Here is a 19,460-nt window from a genome sequence, read left to right as displayed (position 1 = left end):
CGGACAGCGCGCAACGCGAGCGGCCCGCCGCGTCGCGCGCTTCGTTTTTATCTACCGAGGGTAACGACGTCGCCCTTGAGCGCCACGCCCGCGATCACCGCGCCCGCGCCGCAGGTGTATTGCGTCGCGCTCGCGCGCTCTTCGTTGCGGTAGTTGCTCTTGATGTTGATCACCGCGTTGCCGCCTTCCTTGCGCGCGCGTTCCTGCAATTCGAGCACGGCGGAGAGGAAGACGTGACGGCACGCGTCCTCGTCGCTCTTGCCGAACGCGTTGGTCTTCTTGTTGGTCGCGAATTCACCGAAGCTCTTCGAGGTTCCCGCGTGCGGCTGGCCCGCGAAGTAGAGCTTGATGTCGTCGCCGACTTTCTCGTGGCCTTCGCCCATCGTCAGCGCGTCCTGAATCGGGTACTCGTGAACGGTGTCGCGGGCTTGCGCTGCTGTCGATGCCAACACGATGGCGAATGCGGCAAACATCATCGAACGTTTCATTTCTTTTTCTCCTGGTTGAAAAACGGTTGATTTCCCTGGACGTTGCTCATTCACTCACTCACTTAATCAGTCGGGCCACGCACCGAACGCAAGGCACGCCGCGACGCCGCCGAAGCCGAACGATATGGAAAGCGCATCGCGCACGCGCGCCTCGCGCCCTTCGATCACGAGCGGCAGATCCCGCACGGCAGCGTCGGGTTCGCTCAGATTCGGCGTCCCGGCGATCCAGCCGCGCTGCATCATCAGCAAAGTGTAGATGGCTTCGTGCGCGCCGCTCGCGCCGAGCGAATGGCCCGTCAAGGCCTTCACGGAGGAAAACGGCGGGACGTCCCCGTCGAATACATCGACGAGCGCACGCGCTTCCTCCGCGTCGCCGAGCGGCGTGGACGGCGCATGCGTGTTCACGTAATCCGGCACGCGGTTTCGCGTCGCCGAGCGGACCGCGCGCGCAATGCTTTCGCGACCCGGCGCGACCATCTCGCCGCCGTCGGTCGCCTGGCCGAAACCCGTCAGTTCACCGTGGATGCGCGCGCCGCGTGCGAGCGCGTGATCGAGCGATTCGAGCACTAAAACGCCCGCGCCCGACGCGATCACGAAGCCGTCGCGAGCGGTATCGTAGGGACGCGAGGCGCGCGTTGGCGCGTCGTTGAAGCCTTCCGACAACGCGCCCATTGCGCCGAACATCATCGCCGTGCCGTCATGCAGTTCCTCGCTGCCGCCCGCGAGCACGATGCTTTGCGCGCCGCTCTCGATCAGTTGCATTGCTTGCCCGATCGCTAGCGCGGAAGTCGAGCACGCCGACGAAGGCGAGTACGTCACGCCCTGCAAACCGTATTGCTGCGCGAGCGTCGCGGAACACGTGCTGCCCATCGAGCGCGGCACCGTGAACGGCCCCGCGCGCGCGATGCCGTGCTCGCGGACGAGGTCGAACGCGGCGTCGTAGGCGTTCATCGAACCGGTGCCCGAACCGACGACCGCGCCCGCGTCCGGCGCGCGCAGGCGTGCGGGATCGAGCGCGGCGTCGGCGAGCGCCGCGCGCGCGGCATGACTCGCGAAGCGCGCGGTGTCGCCCATGAAACGTTCGACCCGGCGCTCGAACGGCGCTTCGTCCGCGACCGTCGCCACGCCCGCGATCTGGCTAGCAAAGCCACGCGCACGCCATTCATCGACGCGCACGATTCCCGCGCACGAAGCCTGCAGCGCGTCGAATACGGCATCGAGCGTATTGCCGAGACACGACACGATACCCATGCCGGTCACGACCACGCGATGACGCGCACTCATGCAACGCGCCGGAAAATCAGCGACGTGTTGATGCCGCCGAACGCAAAGTTGTTGCTCATCACGTATTCGGTGTCGATCGCGCGCGCGCCGCCGATGATGTAGTCGAGCGCGGCGCACGCCGGATCGACGTGTTCGAGATTGAGCGTCGGCGCGAACCAGTTGCGCTTCATCATCTCGATCGTCCACCACGCCTCGATCGCGCCGCACGCGCCGAGCGTGTGGCCGATGTAGCTCTTGAGCGAACTGATCGGCGCGCGCTCGCCGAACACGAGCGCGCTCGCGTGGCTCTCTGCGATATCGCCGCGATCGGTCGCCGTGCCGTGCGCGTTCACGTAGCCGATCGCGGCGGGATCGAGCTTCGCATCGTCGAGCGCGAGTTGCATCGCGCGCGCCATCGTCGCGGCGGTCGGCTGCGTCATGTGCGTGCCGTCGGAGTTCGAACCGAAGCCGACGATTTCCGCGTGGATCGTCGCGCCCCGCGCCTTCGCGTGTTCGTATTCTTCGAGGATCAGCGAGCCCGCGCCTTCGCCGATCACAAGTCCGTCGCGCGCGGCATCGAACGGACGCGGCGTGAGTTCCGGCGAGTCGTTGCGCGTGCTCGTTGCGTACAGCATGTCGAACACGGCGACCGCCGGACCGGACATTTCCTCCGCGCCGCCCGCGATCATCAGCGTCTGCTTGCCGGTCGCGATGGCCTCATACGCGTAGCCGATCGACTGACTGCCCGAGGTGCACGCGCTCGATGCCGGAATGATGCGCCCCTTCAAATCCCAGAAAAGGCCCACGTTAACCGCCGTCGTGTGCGACATCATCTGCACGTAGGTATTCGACGTGACCGCGCTCATCGAGCCGGTTTCGAGCATCGTGCCGAATGCGCGGATCGGCTCGACCGATCCCGACGACGACCCATAGGCCACGCCCATGCGGCCATCGGCGATGCTCGTGTCGCCGACCAGACCCGCATCCGCGAGCGCGATCTCGCTCGCGCGCACCGCGTACAGCGAGACGCGGCCCATCGAGCGCAACTTTTTGCGCGGATAGTTCGCGGGTGCGTCGAAGGAAGGCAGCGGGCACGCGAGCCGCGTATGCAGCGCGTCGAAGAAGTCCCATTCGGGCATGCGGCGTACCGCGTTGCGGCCTGATCGAAGATTCGCTTCGACGTCCACCCAGTTTTCGCCGAAAGCGGTCACACCGCCCATTCCGGTCACGACGACGCGTTTCATCACACGATCCCGCCATTGACGCCGATCACCTGGCGCGTCACGTAAGAGGCCGCATCGGACATCAGGAAGCCCACGACCGACGCCACTTCCGCCGGTTGTCCCACGCGATTCATCGGCACGGTTTTCAGCGCATGTTCGATCGCGACGTCGCCCAGCATGTCGGTTTCGATCAAGCCCGGCGCCACGCAATTCACCGTGATATTGCGGCTCGCGAGTTCGACGGCGAGCGCCTTGGTCGCGCCGATCATGCCCGCCTTCGCCGCGCTGTAATTCACCTGCCCGCGATTGCCGATCACGCCCGACACCGACGCGATCGTCACGATACGGCCGCCCGCTTTCGCGCGCACCATCGGCATGGTCAGCGGATGCACGACGTTGTAGAAGCCGTCGATCCCCGTTTCGATCACCGTGTCCCAGTCGTCTTCGGTGAGCGCGGGGAACGCCGCGTCGCGCGTCACGCCCGCGCAGCACACGACGCCGTAGTAAGCGCCGTGCGCGGCAAGGTCCGCTTCGAGCACGCTGCGGCATTGCGCGCGGTCGCGCACATCGAATTGCACCACGCGCGCCGTGCCGCCTTGCGCGATGATGCCCGCGACCACCGCGTCCGCTTCCGCGCGGCCCGAGCGGCAATGCACGGTGACGGCAAAGCCATCGCGCGCCAGTTGATACGCGATCGCACGGCCAATGCCGCGACTCGCGCCCGTGACCAGAACACGCCGGTTGATCGGGCTCATACGCTAACGCTCCCTTCTATGAACGACTCGAAATCGGTCGGTTGAAATACCTTGATGACCGCGCGCGCGACGACCGTGCCGTCGGCGAGCGCGATCGTGCAGTCGTACGCGCCGTGCCCTTCGGCCGCGCGCAACACTTCATCCGCGAAGATCGTCAGCTGCGCTTCGGGATCGAACGCGGGCCGCAGTGCCTCGTACTTGCGCGAGCCGAGCAGCACGCCGGGCCGCGCGTGGCCGCCCGACTGCCGCGCGATCAGGCCGACGTGCGCGGCGATCGCCTGCGCCATCAGTTCGATCCCGATCCATGCGGGCATCGCGCCGTGTTCATCGGCGTACCACGCGTTTGCGTCCACGCGCGCCGCGACGGTCACGCTTTGCGCGGTGCAGTCGAGTACGCGGTCGACTAGCGCCATCGTGCCGCGATGCGGCAGCAATTCTTCGATAGCCGGAAATTCGGCGTTCTTCATCACGATCATCCCGCCAGAATCAGGCTTACGTTGCTGCCGCCGAACGCAAACGAATTGCTCATTGCATAGGCCGCGCCGCTCAGATGCCGCACGTCTTCGATCAGATCGAGCGCGGGCAACGCGGGGTCGGCTTCGCCATCCCACACGTGAGCCGGCAACGCGATCCGCGCGCGCCCGTTCGATTCATCGAGCGCGAGCCACGCAAAGCCGAGTTCGGTCGCGCCCGCCGCGCCGAGCAGATGGCCGGTAAGCGGCTTCGTCCCGCTCGCCGGAACGCCCGACTCGAATACGCGCGCGGTGAGCTTCGCTTCCATGTCGTCGTTCTTCGGCGTGGCCGTTGCATGAAGGTTCAGATAACCGATCGCGGCAGACTCGATGCCCGCATCAGACAGCGCCGCGCGCAACGCAACTTCGCCGCCGACGCCATCGGGATCCGGCGCGGAAACATGGTGCGCATCGCTCGATTCGCCGACGCCGGCGAGCGACACTTGCGCTTCCTCGCGACTCATCAGGAACACGGCCGCGCCTTCACCGACATTGATGCCGCAGCGATTGCGGCTCATCGGATTGCTCTGCGCGAGGCTGGTCGATTCGAGCGACGCGAAGCCGCGCACGGTGAGTTCGCAAAGCGAATCGACGCCGCCGACGATCACCGCATCGCAGAGATTCGCCCGCAACAAGCGCGCAGCCGACGCAACGGCCTTCGCGCTCGACGTGCAGGCCGTGGAGACCGTGAACGCAGGACCGGACACGCGAAGCGCGCGCGCGGCAAACTGCGCGACGGTGCCGATCTCCATCTGCCGATAGTTGAATTGCGGCGGCAACGCGCCCGAACGCAGCCGGTACAGCAACGCCGTTTCCGCCGATTCGATCCCCGACGTGCTCGTTCCCAGCACCACGCCGATCCGCGCCGCGCCATACTTTTCGCGCGCGCGTTCGATGGCGGGTTCGATCTGTTTGAGCGCCTGCAGCAGCAGCCGGTTATTGCGGCAATCGTAGGGTGCGAGTTCGGGCGGCGGCGCGAGTTCGAGCGGCGCGCGCACGCGTCCGACGAATGCGGGATCGCCCGTGCCGACCGGCGCGAGTCCCATGCCGGGTGCTGTGCGCATCGCGAGCGAACGTGCAATATCTTCGACGTCGTCGCCGAGCGCATTCAGCATGCCGAGTGCATGCAGGTAGACACGGGACGATTTCATCGCGTCTCCTTTAAATTGTGGTGAGCGGATGAGCGCATGGCGTTCATCCCCATCGGTGCAAGCAGAACGGCCACCGCGATACCGCCGGCAAGCGTCGCGCCGAAGCTCTTGAGCGCCGGCATCGAACTCAATGCGAGCATGCCGAACGAGAGCAACGTGGTCGCCGCCGATAAAAGCACGCCGGTCCACACCGCGCCGGATTCCGCGCCTTCGCGTTCGCTGCCTTCGCGCAGGAACACCGCGTAGTTCGAGCCGACACCGAGCACCAGCATGAGCGCGAGCCAGTTGAAAAGATTGAGCGGCACGTTCGCGTAGCCGAACGCGGCGAGCGCCACGCCCGCCGCGAGCGCGACCGGCGCCGTCGCGGCAAGACCGCCGCGCACGCCGTATTGAAGCGCAAGCGCCACGAACACGACAACCAGCGCGCCCGCGAGCCAAAGGCTTGCATCCACGCGATAACGGCCGAACAGCGCCGAGACGCTCGCCGCCTTATCGACGAAGCTTACGCCCGGCAGCGCAGCGGCCAGCGCGTTGAGTAGCGGCACGGTCTTGTCGGCGGCGCCGAGCGGCAGAACGACCGCGGCAAAACGTGCGTCCGGCGCGTTCACCGCACCGAGCCACAAATGACGATAAGGCTGCGAAATCGGCGCATCGAGCCAGGTGTCGATGGTGATCGGCTGTGTGTCGTGGGCGTGCGCCGCGATGTACGACGCCGCGATTTCATCCTTGAACCCCGCCTTCGACAAACGCTCGCGCAACGCGTCGGGATCGGCGAAAACGCGTGCATCGAGCAGCGCGCGGTCGTTTGCCTGCGTGCGCGCCGAGGGCACAAACGCAGTCACACTCTGCACGCTCTTGAGCTGATTATCGGCAAGCAGCGGCGCGAGTCGCGCGCTGAGCGCTTCGCTACGCTGAAGGACTTTCTCCGCGCTTTCACCGCGCACGAGATAGAACTGCGAGCCGCCATCGAAGCCGGTCGCCTGCCGCAACGCGTTCTCTTGCGCGACGAGCGAGGGATCGCGCTGAATCAGCAGATGCACATCGTCGTCGCTCGTGAGACGAAGCCAGCCCGGCACCGATACCGCGACGATCGCCGCGGCGACGACGAACGCACGACGTCCGCCGAGCGCCGAGCGCCAGACGCGCAGCAAGTGGGCCGCGCGCATGAAAAGCGCATCGGGCGAGCGCTTCGCGGGCGCGACCAGCAACGCGGGCAACAACCACAACACGGACGCGAACGCGGTGCCGATCCCCGCGATCGCAAAGCAGGCGATCTGCTTGAGCGCCGGGAACGGCACGCACGCGAGAATCGCGTAGCCGAACAGGCTTGTCGCAAGCGCGATGCTCAACGCCGCGCGCACCGCGCGTGCGCCGTCGCGAGCACGCCATGCGCGCCCCGCCGATAGATACACGACAAAGTACTGAATCGAATAATCGACGGCCTCGCCGATCAGGCTCGCCCCGAACACGAGCGTGAGCAGATGCAGCTTGCCGAAGACGAGCAATGTCACCGCGAGCGCGCACACTACGCCCAAAGCGGTCGATACGAATCCGAGCAGCAGCAGACGCGGTGAGCGAAACACCCACAGCATCAAGAGCGCGATGCCGAACGCGGACGCAGCGCCGATCAAGTGGACTTCGCGCTCCGATCCGCTGCGCGCGGCATCGGCGTAGAACACCGCGCCGGTGCGCGCAAGTTGCACGCCGGGATAGCGCGTGGCGAGCATCGCCGATGCGCGCGCGATGCTGTCACGCACGGCGCGCTGCGTCTGCGATTCGTAGGCGGAACCGCGCAATGTCGCGGTGACCAGCACGCTCGTTGCGTTACCGCGATGCAGGACAAGCATGTTGTCTTCGACACCGACGTTGGACGTCGCGAGCGGCAACGTGGCGAGATAATTTTCGAGCCAGCCGAACGGGTCGTCGGCGAGCGGCGTGGCGAGCCCGCCATGCACGGGCGTATACAACCGGCGCGCCAGCGTTGCATTCAGATCGGTTTCGCCGCTCTTTAGCGCCGCGCGGTCGTCCGCGTTCAGCAAGCCAAACCGGTACGGCAGATAAAGCCGCGCGATCTGCGAGAGATCGAACGGCGGCAATTCCGCGAGCACGTTGTTGAACGCGTGGTCCGCTGCGATCGACCGGCCGAATGCGCGCGCGGCGTCCTTCGTTTTCGATGCATCGTCGCCGGTGATGAGGAACACCGCGCGGTCGCCCATCGCGGATGCCAGCGAATCCACTGCACGCTCGGCGACGGGATCGGCCTCGGTCTGGGGAAGCAGCGCGAGCAAATTGGTCTGCAGCGGCGATCCTTCCGTGAAGCGCACGAGACAATACGCGCTCGCGACCAGCGCGATCAGCAGCCACGCGATGCGCGCGGCCTTGATCGAACGAGTGCTGTCGCGGCGCACGTCACGCATCATTGCGCTCCGAACAGCGCAAGGTCGGACGCCGGCAACGTATCGAGCGCCGTGCTGCCGTTGAATGTCATATGCGTCACGTCACCGTTTGCCGCGTCGATTTGCAGGCTTTGCAGAAACGCGCCGCCCGTCATCATGAGCATCTTGAGCGCCTGCGCAATTTGCGGCTGATTCGGCTTCAGTTGCAAAGTCCAGCGCTCAGGCGTGCCGGTCGCGCTCACATCGAATTGCGAATACAGCGCGGAGAGATCGCCGCCGAGCATCGCGCGCATCATCTTCGACACCTGTCCCACACCGGCCGGTGTGCGCGCGGTGCGCTGCACGCGCTGGCCGTTCGCGTTCACTTCCACCACGCCCGAATCGCTGATGACGTAGGTCGCGCGGTATGGATCGTCGAGCCGCCAGATCACGCCGCTATCGCGCATGAACACGAGCGAGCCGTGGCTCACGAGCGGCGCCTTCATCGCGGCGAGCGTTTGCGTCTGCGTGAATTGCGCGCGCACGCCGGCAGGACGCGCGAGCCGCGCGGCAATTTGGCGGACGAGCGGCGAACTGTCTTCCGCGAACGAGGCGAGCGGCACGCATAAAAGCGCTGCCGACGCGAGAAATCCGCGCCGCGTGATGCTCATCGCGCCCATGCCCGCTCCAGCTTTTCGAACACGACCGGCGGCGACACGAACTGAAGCTCGCCGTTCGCCTCGCACACGGCGACTTGCGTAGTGTGGCCTTTGGTCAGCAGCGCGCCGCTCGCCGTATCGACGATCCGGTAGGCGATCTTCAGCCGGTTCTCGTACTCCAGCAAACTCGCGCGTACCTCCAGTTTCTGCCCGTACACAGCGGGCCGAATGAACTTCAACTGGCATTCGACGATCGGCCACACGTAGCCCGACGCCTTCATTTCGAGGTAGTCGTAATCGAAGGCGCGCAGCAAAGCCGCGCGGCCGAACTCGAAATACTTGAGGTAATTGCCGTGCCAGCAGACGCTCATCGCGTCGACATCGTGGAACGGCACTTCGAACGCCGTTGCCGCTTCGAGCGTGCGTTGCTCAGTCATGCTCGCGTCCCCCTCCATCAACGCTATCTTCGATAGCGATGCGCGCGCCGCCGAGCACGACGGTCGTGCGATTCAGATCATTTTCGGCCATGAGGCGCGGTCCCGGTGTGTTTCGATCCCACCGGCATTTGCCAGAAGTCGTAGAAGTTGAACCATTGATAAGGCGCTTTCCGGCAATAGTATTCGAGCCGCGCGGCGTACTGCTGCGCATATCGGCCGATCTCGCGCGCACGGGTCGCGCGCGGCAATTCGATCTTCGCCGCGAAGCGTTCGAAATAAAGCTGATAACGCGCGCCTACTTTAAGGCAGAAGAACAGGTACACCGGGCACCCCAGCAAATGCGCGAGCACGTATGGCCCTTGCGCGAACGGTGCATCCTTGCCGAGAAAACGCGCATCGACGGTGCGGCCCGTTTCGTTCGCCGGCACGCGGTCGCCGACGATCACGAGCAACTCGCCCGCGTCGATACGTTCCTGCATGAGCAGCGCCGTTTCCGGACCGACGTCGCTGATTTCCAGCATCCGCAGGCGAAAGCCGCTGTTCGCGTTCGCCAGCACGCTGTTGAATCGGCGCGCGTGTTCCGTATAAACCACGGCGGTTACGCGCGCGATGCCGCCGAGCGTGGCGAGCGCGCGCGTCATTTCGAGGTTGCCCAGATGCGCGCCGATCAGGAGCGCGCCGCGACCGCTTGCCACCAGTTCGTCGAGCGCGCTGTGATCGAGCATATCGACGTCGCTTCGCTGCACGCGCCCGCTCCACGCGGCCAGTTTGTCGAGCCCCGATTGCGCGAACGCGAGCATGTGCCGATACGCGGTCTTGAGACCGGGCGCGGGCGTCGAATGCGGCGGCGATACGTCGGCGAGATGCGCGAAATAGTTGTCCGATGCTTCACGCGCGGCGCGCCCGGTCAGCACGAAATACGCAACCACCGGATGCAGCCAGAACGACGTGAAACGCATGCCGAACACGCGGCAACACAGCGCGAGCGTGCCGATGCCGAGCCGGCTGCCGCGTTCGCCGATACGCCACCACGGCGTCTTCTCGCGCGCGCGCGGCATCACCTTGCGTGCAAGAAGAAGCGGCGAGCGCAACAGCATGCCGATCACCAGACGCGTATGCGTCGTGCTGATCCGCACGTTGTCCCACAGCACGTCGAAGTGCGAGACGCCGTCTTCGGCGTAGGTCACGCGGGTCGGAATGGTGTGAAAGCGCAGACCGCGCCAATGCAATCGCACGAGAATTTCGATGTCGAAATCCATCCGCGTGCCAAGCCGCACCGAGTCGATCAGCGCGCACGCCGCGTCGAGCGGATACAGGCGAAAGCCGCACATCGAATCGCGAATGTCGAGCGAAAGCGTTTCAATCCAGACCCACACATGCGTGGCATAGCGCCCGTAAAGACGCGACTTCGGCACGCTCGCGTCATACACCGGCCGACCGAGAATCAGCGCGTCAGGCGCGGCATTAGCTGCATCGATGAAGCGCGGCACGTCGGCGGCGTCGTGCTGTCCGTCGGCGTCGATCTGCAACGCGTGCGAGTAGCCCGCATCGCGCGCCGCACGCAATCCGGCCATCACGGCCGCGCCCTTACCGCCGTTTTCCGGCAAACGCAGCACCGTTATTTGCGGCGCGTAGTGCGTAGCAAGCGAAGCGAGCGCGCGCTGCGTCGCTTCATTGCTGCCATCGTCGACGATCAGAATCGGCAAGCCGTGCGGCACGAGACGCGCGAGCGTCCCGACAATCGCGACGTCGTGGTTGTAGATCGGAATGACGATAGACGCGTGGATGCTCATGCGCCCGCGCTCCGGTAAGCGATCACGCCCGACGCGCAATCGCGCACGGCGTCGGCGGAATCGATCCGATACTGGAACTGCACGCGCGCGTTGGCGGCGTCGTGCTTGAGCGTAAGGCGCAACAATGCGCCGGGAAGCACGGGCGCGAGAAATTTCAGCCGGTCCACGCTCGATACATCGCGAACGTGCGGTACATGTGCCGACGCGAAGCGAATCGCCCAATCCACCTGCACGACGCCGGGCAAAATCGGCAGGCCCGGGAAGTGACCGGCGAAATGCACGAGTTGCGCGGGTACGCGCAAGTCGAGCGCGATGGTATCGGCAACGCGGACTTCCGCGAGCACCTCGGGTCCGTACGTGCGCGCGGAAAATTCGGCGGCGAGCGCGGCAGCGGGCAGTTTGCCGCGCGTATCGAATGGTAATGCCACGCGAAAACGCCAGTGACGCGGCAACACGGCGACATCCACATACTGCGCGAGGTGTCGCCGCAAGCGGGCGGCAAGCGCGTTGCGGCCTTCGTCGCGCCAGCAAGCCGCGCCTTCCTCTGATAGCGCGATCACCGCGCCCAAACGCTCGCGCTTTTCTTCGTTTTTCGCAGCGAGCGGCACGAGCGCGGCTTGCGCGACACATGGATGCTGCGCGAGACGCGCTTCAAGTTCGGCGAGCGATATGCGCTTTCCGTCGAGCTTGACCACGCGATCCAGCCGGCCGAGCAACTCGAAGCAGCCGGTGTCGTCGAAGCGCGCGGCGTCGTCGGTGGCGTGCCAGTTGTCGTGACCGAGATGCGGCGAGCGAACGTTGAGCGCGCCTGCTTCATCGCGACGCGCCTCGACGCCTGTGAGCAGACGCCATGCGGCGCGTTCGTTCTGACGCCGCCACGCGACTCCGCCCGTCTCCGTGCTGCCGAATATCTCGACCGGCGCGCTGCCGAACTGCGCGGCGTAACGCAGCGCGGCGTCGCGCGCGAGCGGACCGCCCGACGAGAAGAACGCGAGCGGCGCGGGAGCGAGCCGTTCGAAGCCGTCGAGCAGCGGCCAACGTGCAAGATGCGCCGGACTCGATACGACCGCGCACGCGCCGCATGCGTCGATCCGCGTCTGCAATTCGGAGGGATCGGCGCAGGTCGAGCGGTCGAACGGACGGCCCGCCGCCAGCGGCCAGAACACGCGAAACAGCAAGCCGTAGATGTGATGATGCGGCACGCTCGCGAGCACCGTCGCGCCGCCGAGTTGCGCGCCCCACTCCGCTTCAAGCGTGCGAACTTCGGCGTCGAATTGCGCGAGCGTCTTGGCGATCGGCTTGGGCGTGCCGCTGCTGCCCGACGTGTAGAGCGTCAGCGGCGCGAGCGGATCGATCGAAAGCGTGACGTGCTCGTGGGGCGATGCGTTGTCTTCTTCGCGAAGATCGCTGTCGCGCAGCAGAACGTCGAACGCATTCGCGAGATCGGCCAGATAGCCCGGCGCCGCGTTGGCCGGAATCACCGGCTCGCGACGCGCCGCGAACAGCGCGAAGAGCGCGCAGGTAAAGTCGTAGGGATCGTCGATACACAGCGCGACGCGGCGTTGTGGCATCGCGTCGAAACGCGCCGCGAGCGACGCGACGCGCGCGCGAAACGTGCTGAACGGTATCCGTTTCGCGCGGTCGATGCAGACGGTGCGAGCCGCGTTCACATCGTCCTCGACGCTAAAAATTCGATGCAGCGCAATCATGCGGGTTCAGCTCCGGGGTGGCCCGGTTTGACAAAGGCGCACCGCCACGCGTACTCGCCGGCAAGCAGCACGCCGATCAGCCCATACGCGATCACGCCGTTATAAAGCGCCCACGCATCGCGCGAAAACGCGTAAGCCGTGTAGGCGGAAAACGCGCCGTTCAGCACGAAGAACGCGCACCAGACCTGCGTGACGCGTCGTGTGTAGGCGACCGCGCGCGGCGGCAGATAAGGCTCGCGCACGCGCGCGAATTTCTCGATCATCGACGGCGGACGCACGAGCGTCGCGCCGAACGCGGCCAGCAAACCGAGGTTCACGAGCGCGGGATAGCAGCGCAGCAAGGCCTCGCTGTTGGTCAGCGCAATAGACGCCGACGCCACGCTCAACACGCCCGCGACGCACCAGTCGAGCGCGGACAGCCGACGCAGCGCGCGAGCCATGCCGCCCGCGCCGAGCCAGCGTTGCAGCCACAGCAGCGCGAACAGCGCGACGCCCATGTAGCGCGGCTCGCCGATGCGCCACGCCCCGAGAATCACCACCGGGTACGCGAGCTTCAACAGCACTTGCACGATCACACCCGCGACCGGATGCGCGCGCGGCGCGGCAGCGGGCGCCGCGCTTTGCGCGTTCGCCCGCCGCACGGCTTCCACGCGCCGGCTGAGTTCCGGATCGATGGGCAACTACGCGGCCAGCAGCGATTCGACCGCGCCGATCACGTCGCCGACGGTGCGCACGGTCTTGAACTCTTCCGGCTTGATGCGCCGTCCGGTCATTTCCTGCAGCTTGATCGCGAGGTCGACGGCGTCGATGCTGTCGAGATCGAGATCTTCGAACAGGTGCGCTTGCGGCGTCACCTTCGCCGGATCGATGCCGAAATTCTCCTGGAAGATCGCGCGGATCCGCGCCAGGATTTCTTCTTCGTTCATGTTCTCACTCCCCTTGTTTCGTTGCTTGAGCCAGACTCGCAGCCGCTTCGCGCTGACTCGCGACGAGCGCGGCCAGCGTGCTGACCGAGCGAAAATGCTCGCGCGTGCCTGCGTCGTTGGCGGCGATCGTCAATTGATAATGCTTGCGCAATACGATGCCGATTTCGAGCGCATCGATCGAATCGAGACCGATGCCGTCGGTGTCGAAGAGCGGCGCGTCGTCGTCGATATCGGCGGGCGTCATGTCTTCGAGATCGAGCGCCTCGATCAGCAAAGTTTTAATTTCCAGTTTTAAAGAATCCATACTCAAGCAGATGCCGTGTGATGTGAGATTGCAGGCCGTTCGCGAGCGCGCGCGCGGCAAGCGCGGGCGGCTCGGCGCCGTTCGTCCACTGGCGCGCGCTGACGGTGTCGAGCACGGCCACGCGAAGACAAAACGCACGCGGCGGAATATGGAACCACCGCCGTGTCTTGGTGAACACAGGCGGATCGCAGTCGATCAACACAGGCACGATCGGCGTCGTGTCGAACGTGCTGGCGGTATCGGCTTCGAGCGCGCCGCTCGTGCCGCTCGTGCCGCTCGTGCCGGTCATGCCCGCGAGCGCCATGTGCGCGAAGCCGCGCGAAAACGGATGCAGGCGCGCGCCTTCGGGACTGCGCGTGCCTTCGGGGAACACGATCATCGAATAGCCCGCGCGCAACTGTTGCGCACCCGCTTCGACGAGTTCGAGCGGATCGGCGTTGCTCACATAATTCGCGGCACGCACGATGCCGTAGAAACACGGGTTGCGCCAGTGCGCGTGCTTGACCACACAGCAAGCCGACGGCAGCAGCGACAACAGCACCATCACGTCGAGATAAGTCGGATGATTCGCGACGATGATCGCCGGGCGCGACGCCGTGCGCCGAAAATCGCCGCGTACTTCGAGCTTCATCACGCCGATCGCCTTCAGCATGCCGACGAACGCGCGGAAAAAAAGGTGGATCAGCGTGGTGACGGCGCGCTGGCGCGACGCGCGATGCGGCCATAGCCAGGCGAGCGGAAACAGCACGAGGGAAAACGCGGTCCCGCATAGGCCGAACAGGAGAAAGCTCAGTCCCGTGGCGACGAATCGCCATGCGTAGTCGAGGCTGCCGGCCTCGTTCGCTTCACGCTGCGCCATCGCGCCACCGCCATTGCCATTCGTCGCCGGTTGCACCGCTTTTCGCCGCTCGCCACGCGCCGTATGCGCGCGTTGACAGCGCATGCTGCAACGCATCGCTTTGCGTCTCGAATACCGGCAGTGCCCCGTCCGCATTCGTGGAATTTTCGGTGACCGCGCAGTCGAGCCGCGCCGCGCCGTTCGCGTCGATCAGCACGGCCAGCGCGCCGCCCGGTGCATCGTGTTCGACCTCGCCGTACTGTTCGCCGACCGGTTCATCGGCGTAGACCACGAGCACGGGCGACGCCGGATCGGCCGCGTACTGCGCGTAGCCTTCCAGCAGCGCGTAGCCGAGCGTTTCCTCGCCCGACGAAACGGCGCTCGCCGCCGACCGGTCGCCGCGCGCGATGCCGAAGATGCCCGTCATCGCGTTGAGCACGGACAAGCTGAACGCGGTCGGCGAGACCGGTTCATGCGCGTTCATGGCATCGAGAATGCCGGTCGTGCGGCGCAGTTCGCCGTGCCGCGAGCCGAAGACGACCCTCGCGCGCGGCACGTCCGAGGCGCAGTCATGCGCGACCTTGAGCGCCATTTTCGACAGCGAACTGAGACGGCGGCGCACATTGGCATCGATGAAGCCGATATCCGCTGGCGCAATGGCGCCGCCGGTCGATACTGACCAGCGCGCAATTGGAATTGTCCATTGGAGTTCGGGCATGACGATGACGGGTTTATACCGGGAAGCCGGCCAATGCGACGCGGACGGTTTTATCGTCCGGCATTCGACGCGGCCAGTTTTATTGTCTTGGAGATTCGATTAACGGCACGCGCGGCCGATTATTTAGTGCGCGCTGAGGCGTTTCAGCGCTTTTAGTGTGTTCGTACCAGTCATCGCCAACGTCCGCAACCCACGCGGGATGATACTGAACTTCGTCCGATAAATCACCTCGGAGCGCTACCGAGTGTCCGCTATGCGACGGATTATTAAGGGGTTTTGAGAATCAAACCGGATTTTTTACATTTTCCAAGACAATGAGCGACTTTGAAACGATTTCAATTCCTTTCATTTAAATTACTTCTTCGCCGCCCGGAATTGACGAAGCCCGTCGCGCTTCACGATGCTTCAGATTGCGCAGCCCAAAAAAAGCCGGGCATACCCCGGCTTCATTTCGCGGACCACCAGCGGGTTTATTGCGCCGGTGCGGGCGCGGCAGGTTTCTCGTTCGCGTTCATCGCAGGCGCTTCATTCGACGCACCGCCGTTCTTGTCGAGCGGAATTTGCACCGTGCGCACCGTGCCGTTGCCGAGTGGAAAATCCGCGAGCGCACTGCGGATCAGATAAGGCATCGCGCGAATCAGCGACGATTCACCGCCTGAATTGCTCGCCACGACCTTGTAGACCTCGCGCCCGGACGCGCGCTCCGTCATCCGGATCTGCAACGTATGCACGAAAATCGGGTAGCTCTGGTTGACATAGCCGCTCGGACCCATGCCCCATGGACCCCACGGACCCCAAGCGCCCCAATACGGACGGCCATATGGGCCGTACATCGGCCACGGGTCGTAGTAAAGCGGCTGGCTGACGGTCACGGTGTCGCCGCGAATCGCGTAGGCGAGTTCGACGCGATACCGGGCGTCCGCCTCCGGCACCTTCTTGAACGCGTGCATCGTCAGTTCGTTGGCGACCTGCGCCTCGTAAGTAGACTGTTCGATGCTGTTTTGCTGATCGACCCCGCGCGCGAACGCGTAGGTGCGTGTTGCATCCGTGCCGGACCAGTCTGAAAACGCCGTCACTTGCGTTTGCACATAAGTCGTACAACCGCCCAGCCAGATCGCGCCAAACGCCAGCGCAATTCGCGCCGCCGCGCCGATTCGCCCGCTCCATCGTTCGAACTTCATGGTCATCCTCTTTCTTATGCGCGCTCGTGTTGACGCCGAACGCGGGACGTACGCCGCAGACATGGCAGTACGCGGTCGAACAAACAACTCGAGTTCCAAGTTTCGCATACGCGGACAACGCCTGGCAGATTGACCCCGCTCGCAACCTGCCGCAGAGCTTTCCCGGGCTCCGGGCGCCTGCCCGCCAGCCGCCAGTTGTGAAATCCATAACCGGCCGCAAGTTTGTACAATGGGCCGATGCGTCCGATGCGTCCGATGCGTCCGTTGTTTCGGTCCGTGAGACCCGCGAGCCTGCCTGCTGTCGAAACTGCCTTTGAACCTGCTCATAACCCGCTTCCGATAAAGAACCCGCCATGTCCACTTCGACCGCCCCAATCGTGATCCGCCGCGCCGACTACGCGCCGCCCGCCTTTTTGATCGACACCGTCGCGCTCGAATTCGACCTTTCCCCGGAACGCACCGTCGTCAAGAACACGATGCGCCTGCGACGCAATCCGGACGCGCAGACGCGCGTCGAAAGTCTGGAGCTGATCGGCGAGCACCTCGAATTCGTCGGCGCGAAGGTCGACGGAAAACCGCACGCAGCGGTGCGTATCAGCGAGAACGGTTTGTCGGTGGACGATATTCCCGACAGCTTCGAATTGAGTATCGAAACGATCTGCAATCCGGCTGAAAACACGACGCTTTCGGGACTTTATGTATCGAGCGGCAACTTCTTCACGCAATGCGAGGCGGAAGGTTTTCGCCGCATCACCTATTTCCTCGACCGTCCGGACGTCATGTCGACCTACACGGTGAAGCTTCGCGCCGACAAAACCGCGTACCCGGTGCTGCTCTCGAACGGCAATCTGATCGATGAAGGCGACCTGCCCGACGGCCGCCACTTCGCGACCTGGGAAGACCCGTTCAAGAAGCCGAGCTACCTGTTCGCGCTGGTCGCGGGCAAGCTGGTCGTGCTCGAAGAGCGCATCGAGAGCGGTTCGGGCAAGGAGAAATTGCTGCAGGTCTGGGTCGAGCCGCAGGATCTCGACAAAACGCGCCACGCGATGGATTCGCTCGTCAACTCGATCCGCTGGGACGAGAAACGCTTCGGCCTGGAACTCGATCTCGACCGCTTCATGATCGTCGCGGTGAGCGACTTCAACATGGGCGCAATGGAAAACAAGGGCCTCAATATCTTCAACACGAAGTATGTGCTGGCGAACCCGGAGACCGCGACGGATGTGGACTTCGGCAATATCGAGGCGGTCGTCGGACACGAATATTTCCACAATTGGACCGGTAACCGCGTGACCTGCCGCGACTGGTTCCAGTTGAGCCTGAAGGAAGGACTGACCGTGTTCCGCGATCAGGAATTCTCCGCCGACATGGCCGCCGGCGACACACCGGGTACAGCCGCCGACGCGGCGCGCGCGACGAAGCGCATCGAAGATGTGCGAGTGCTGCGTCAGATGCAGTTCGCCGAGGACGCCGGCCCGATGGCGCATCCGGTGCGCCCGGAAAGCTACGCCGAGATCAACAACTTCTACACGATGACCGTCTACGAAAAGGGTTCGGAAGTCGTGCGGATGTACCAGACACTATTCGGCCGCGACGGATTCCGGCGCGGCATGGACCTGTATTTCGAGCGCCACGACGGCCAGGCCGTCACCTGCGACGACTTCCGCCACGCGATGGCCGACGCCAACGGCCGCGACCTGGCGCAGTTCGAAGGCTGGTACAGCCAGGCTGGCACGCCGCGCATCGACGTGCGCACCGCCTACGATACCGCCGCGAAGCGCTACACCGTGACGCTCACGCAGGGTTATGGCGAGGCATCGGAAGCCGCGCGCGCGACGCAAAAGGGACCGCTGCTGATTCCCTTCTCGATCGGGTTGATCGACCGCAGCGGCGCTGATTTGCCGTTGCGTCTGGAAGGCGAAACGGAGCCGCGCGGCACGACCCGCGTGCTCGAATTCACGCAGCAAACCCAGTCTTTCACGTTCGTCGATGTCGCCGAGGAACCGCTGCCGTCGCTCTTGCGCAATTTCTCGGCGCCGGTGATCGTCGATTATGACTATACGAATCAACAGCTTGCGTTCTTGCTGGCGAACGACAGCGATCCGTTCAACCGCTGGGAAGCCGGCCAGCGCCTCGCCACGCGCGAACTGCTGGCGCTCGCCGGCCGCGCCGCGAAGGGCGAGGCACTCTCGCTCGACGATCAGGTCGTCGCCGCGTTCGAGCAGGTGCTCGACGATCCCACGCTCACGCCCGCATTCCGCGAACTCGCGCTGATGTTGCCGTCCGAGTCGTATCTGGCCGAACAGATGACCGTCTCCGATCCCGCCGCCGTCCACGCGGCGCGCGTGTTCGTGAGCCGCCGGCTCGCCACCGCGCTGCGTGACAAATGGCTCGCCATCTACGAGGCGAACCGCACGCCGGGCGCGTATCGCCCGGTTCCCGAGGACGCGGGCAAGCGCGGCCTGAAGAATCTGGCGCTCGCCTATCTGGCCCAGCTCGACGATCCCGCCGACGCCGTGCGCCTCGCCTCCGCGCAATACGATACCGCCGACAACATGACCGATCGCTCGGCCGCGCTGTCCGCGCTGCTGACGGCGGGCGCGGCGGAGAACGCGGATCCTGCCATCGCGAATACGGCGCTCGACGATTTCTACCGGCGCTTCGAGCACGAGCCGCTCGTGATCGACAAGTGGTTCGCGCTGCAGGCCACGCAGCGCGGCGGGCCGAACCGCAAGGTGATCGAGATCGTGCGCAAACTGATGCAGCATCAGGCGTTCACGCTGAAGAATCCGAATCGCGCGCGTTCGCTGATTTTCAGCTTCTGCAACGCGAATCCGGCGCAATTTCACGCGGCCGACGGTTCGGGTTATGCGTTCTGGGCCGAGCAGGTCGTGGCGCTCGATGCACTTAATCCGCAAGTTGCCGCGCGTCTCGCACGTGGTCTGGAAATGTGGCGGCGCTACGCGCCCGCGTTGCGCGAGCAGATGCACGCCGCGTTGACCGGCGTCGCCGCGCAGGTGAAGTCGCGCGACGTGCGGGAGATCGTGGAGAAAGCGCTCGGCTGACCGTTTTACTGCTTTCGTTGTGTGAAGAACCGGCGCTCAGGCGCCGGTTTTTTTTTCGTCCTT

General features: G+C 64.9%; 18 protein-coding genes. 1 reads left to right on the top strand and 17 read right to left on the bottom strand.

The window, feature by feature from the left end; genetic code table 11:
• Nucleotides 1-47: 47 nt before the first annotated feature.
• The 17 genes from AC3D25_RS05340 to AC3D25_RS05260 all read right to left on the bottom strand — a co-directional run bounded on the left by AC3D25_RS05340 (nt 48) and on the right by AC3D25_RS05260 (nt 16,332).
• Entirely contained in the window at nt 48-488 is a 441-nt protein-coding gene (locus AC3D25_RS05340; RefSeq protein WP_488887417.1) for an excinuclease ABC subunit A, read from the bottom strand.
• Between the two features lie 66 nt (nt 489-554).
• Nucleotides 555-1,772 carry a beta-ketoacyl-[acyl-carrier-protein] synthase family protein gene (locus AC3D25_RS05335; protein WP_488887416.1) on the bottom strand — a complete coding sequence of 406 codons (1,218 nt, stop codon included), beginning with the start codon at nt 1,770-1,772 and terminating at the stop codon, nt 555-557.
• The gene (locus AC3D25_RS05330) at nt 1,769-2,995 is read right to left on the bottom strand and encodes a beta-ketoacyl-ACP synthase (RefSeq protein WP_488887415.1); all 1,227 of its coding nucleotides are present in this window, start codon (nt 2,993-2,995) and stop codon (nt 1,769-1,771) included. The genes AC3D25_RS05335 and AC3D25_RS05330 overlap by 4 nt, the downstream gene beginning before the upstream one ends.
• A complete protein-coding gene (locus AC3D25_RS05325) occupies nt 2,995-3,720 on the bottom strand; it encodes a 3-ketoacyl-ACP reductase FabG2 (RefSeq protein WP_488889605.1) in 726 nt (241 codons plus the stop codon). The genes AC3D25_RS05330 and AC3D25_RS05325 overlap by 1 nt, the downstream gene beginning before the upstream one ends.
• 5 nt (nt 3,721-3,725) lie before the next feature.
• On the bottom strand, nt 3,726-4,196 hold the full coding sequence (locus tag AC3D25_RS05320; RefSeq protein ID WP_488887414.1) for a hotdog family protein: 471 nt from the start codon (nt 4,194-4,196) through the stop codon (nt 3,726-3,728).
• A 5-nt stretch (nt 4,197-4,201) separates the two neighbouring features.
• Complete coding sequence (locus tag AC3D25_RS05315; protein ID WP_488887413.1) at nt 4,202-5,392, bottom strand: beta-ketoacyl-[acyl-carrier-protein] synthase family protein; 1,191 nt, start codon at nt 5,390-5,392, stop codon at nt 4,202-4,204.
• Nucleotides 5,389-7,809, bottom strand: coding sequence for an MMPL family transporter (locus AC3D25_RS05310; protein WP_488889604.1), 2,421 nt, complete (start codon nt 7,807-7,809; stop codon nt 5,389-5,391). Before AC3D25_RS05310 ends, AC3D25_RS05315 begins: the two co-directional genes overlap by 4 nt.
• The gene (locus AC3D25_RS05305; protein ID WP_488887412.1) at nt 7,809-8,447 is read right to left on the bottom strand and encodes a LolA family protein; all 639 of its coding nucleotides are present in this window, start codon (nt 8,445-8,447) and stop codon (nt 7,809-7,811) included. The genes AC3D25_RS05310 and AC3D25_RS05305 overlap by 1 nt, the downstream gene beginning before the upstream one ends.
• Nucleotides 8,435-8,863, bottom strand: coding sequence for an acyl-CoA thioesterase (locus AC3D25_RS05300; RefSeq protein ID WP_488887411.1), 429 nt, complete (start codon nt 8,861-8,863; stop codon nt 8,435-8,437). The genes AC3D25_RS05305 and AC3D25_RS05300 overlap by 13 nt, the downstream gene beginning before the upstream one ends.
• 77 nt (nt 8,864-8,940) lie before the next feature.
• Nucleotides 8,941-10,656 (bottom strand): glycosyltransferase family 2 protein, encoded by a 1,716-nt coding sequence (locus tag AC3D25_RS05295; protein ID WP_488887410.1) that lies wholly within the window; start codon nt 10,654-10,656, stop codon nt 8,941-8,943.
• Nucleotides 10,653-12,365 (bottom strand): ApeI family dehydratase, encoded by a 1,713-nt coding sequence (locus AC3D25_RS05290; protein ID WP_488887409.1) that lies wholly within the window; start codon nt 12,363-12,365, stop codon nt 10,653-10,655. The genes AC3D25_RS05295 and AC3D25_RS05290 overlap by 4 nt, the downstream gene beginning before the upstream one ends.
• Nucleotides 12,362-13,039 (bottom strand): COG4648 family protein, encoded by a 678-nt coding sequence (locus AC3D25_RS05285; protein WP_488889603.1) that lies wholly within the window; start codon nt 13,037-13,039, stop codon nt 12,362-12,364. The genes AC3D25_RS05290 and AC3D25_RS05285 overlap by 4 nt, the downstream gene beginning before the upstream one ends.
• A 6-nt stretch (nt 13,040-13,045) precedes the next feature.
• Nucleotides 13,046-13,291 (bottom strand): acyl carrier protein, encoded by a 246-nt coding sequence (locus AC3D25_RS05280; RefSeq protein WP_488887408.1) that lies wholly within the window; start codon nt 13,289-13,291, stop codon nt 13,046-13,048.
• Nucleotides 13,292-13,295: 4 nt separating this feature from the next.
• Nucleotides 13,296-13,595 (bottom strand): phosphopantetheine-binding protein, encoded by a 300-nt coding sequence (locus AC3D25_RS05275; RefSeq protein WP_488887407.1) that lies wholly within the window; start codon nt 13,593-13,595, stop codon nt 13,296-13,298.
• Entirely contained in the window at nt 13,570-14,454 is an 885-nt protein-coding gene (locus AC3D25_RS05270; protein ID WP_488887406.1) for a lysophospholipid acyltransferase family protein, read from the bottom strand. Before AC3D25_RS05270 ends, AC3D25_RS05275 begins: the two co-directional genes overlap by 26 nt.
• On the bottom strand, nt 14,441-15,151 hold the full coding sequence (locus tag AC3D25_RS05265) for a beta-ketoacyl synthase chain length factor (protein ID WP_488887405.1): 711 nt from the start codon (nt 15,149-15,151) through the stop codon (nt 14,441-14,443). Before AC3D25_RS05265 ends, AC3D25_RS05270 begins: the two co-directional genes overlap by 14 nt.
• 470 nt (nt 15,152-15,621) lie before the next feature.
• Nucleotides 15,622-16,332: a DUF4136 domain-containing protein gene (locus tag AC3D25_RS05260; protein ID WP_488887404.1), complete on the bottom strand. Its 711-nt coding sequence runs from the start codon at nt 16,330-16,332 to the stop codon at nt 15,622-15,624.
• 353 nt (nt 16,333-16,685) lie between these two features.
• On the opposite strand from AC3D25_RS05260, the gene pepN reads away from it, so the two are divergent.
• On the top strand, nt 16,686-19,397 hold the full coding sequence (gene pepN, locus AC3D25_RS05255) for an aminopeptidase N (protein ID WP_488887403.1): 2,712 nt from the start codon (nt 16,686-16,688) through the stop codon (nt 19,395-19,397).
• The last annotated feature ends 63 nt before the right edge of the window (nt 19,398-19,460 follow it).

The organism is Caballeronia sp. SL1002 (assembly GCF_057814995.1).
This window is presented reverse-complemented; position numbering and strand designations above follow the sequence as displayed.